This window comes from Arthrobacter oryzae, from assembly GCF_030812315.1.
GTDB classification, from domain to species: Bacteria; Actinomycetota; Actinomycetes; order Actinomycetales; family Micrococcaceae; genus Arthrobacter; species Arthrobacter oryzae_B.
Map to the genome: position 1 here is coordinate 1 of NZ_JAUSSM010000038.1, position 1,030 is coordinate 1,030.

General features: G+C 62.6%; 2 protein-coding genes. Both read right to left on the minus strand.

Translation table 11 applies throughout. From position 1 onward, the window contains the following. Positions 1-395: ABC transporter permease subunit (locus J2S97_RS23930; protein WP_307052418.1), on the minus strand; the 395-nt coding region annotated here is incomplete at its 3' end. A gap of 47 nt (positions 396-442) precedes the next feature. Beyond that, positions 443-1,030: transporter substrate-binding domain-containing protein (locus tag J2S97_RS23935; protein ID WP_307052419.1), on the minus strand; the 588-nt coding region annotated here is incomplete at its 5' end.

Genomic DNA, 1,030 nt, shown 5'->3' on the forward strand with positions numbered 1-1,030 from the left:
AACGGGATCCCGATGCTCAGGTTCGGGTAGAGGGCGGAGATGTTGAACCAGAAGATCAGCTGCACCAGGACCGGGGTGCCACGGAACAAGGTGATGTAGATCCCGGCGGTGGCCGCGATGGGTTTGATGCTTGAGGCCCGCATGACTGCCAGGCCGAGTCCGAGGAGTGTTCCCATGGCCATGCTGGCGAAGGTCAGGAAGAGTGTGAGCATCAGCCCGCGCAGGATGGTGTCGTGCGTGAAGTACTGGGCGACCACGGCCCACCTGAAGTTCGGGTTCGTGGAGACCGAGAGCAGGATCCCGGCGCCGATCAGGCTGCATACCACCCAGGCGACATATTCGAAGGTGCTGCGCCGTCGGAGCCGTGGCTTGAGCGCTGGGTCCGTCCCGGTCATTGTGGTTCCACGTCCTTGGGGAATTGTTTGCAGCATCGGCTCACCCATCAGCGGAGCGCGGCTTCGGTGATGGCTGATTCGCCCAGGCCCCAGTACTCCAGGGATTCCTTGTATTCCGGGGTTTCCAGGACGGACTGGATGGCTTTCTGCAGGGCCGGTGTCAGCGGTGATCCCTTTTTCAGGCCCATGGCGACGCTGGTGTTGGTGCGGGTATCCATCCGGGGCTCGAGGATGCTGAAGTGGTTGGGCTGCTGGTCGTTGGCCCAGGCCAGGGCGCTGGCGTCGTAGAAGACGCCGTCGATCCGCTTGGAGTCCAGTTGCGTCAGGGCTTCCTGGACGTTGGGCAGGGTGATGGCGTTGATGGCCGGCTGTCCCTTTTCCTCGCAGGTCCATTTCGAGACGTTCGGCAGGTGCTTGAGCTGCTGTGTGGAGCCCTTGGTCACGCCGATGTTTTTGCCGCACAGGCTCTCGTTGGTCAGCTTGAGCGGGTTGTCCTTCGCGACCGCTACGGCCGAGCCGCCCTTGAGGTAGTTGATCATGTCCAGGACCTTCAGCCGCTCTTCGGTGGCGGACATCGTGGTGGCGGTGAAGTCGTACCGGCCGCCGTCGATACCGGGAATGATCGTGTCGAACGC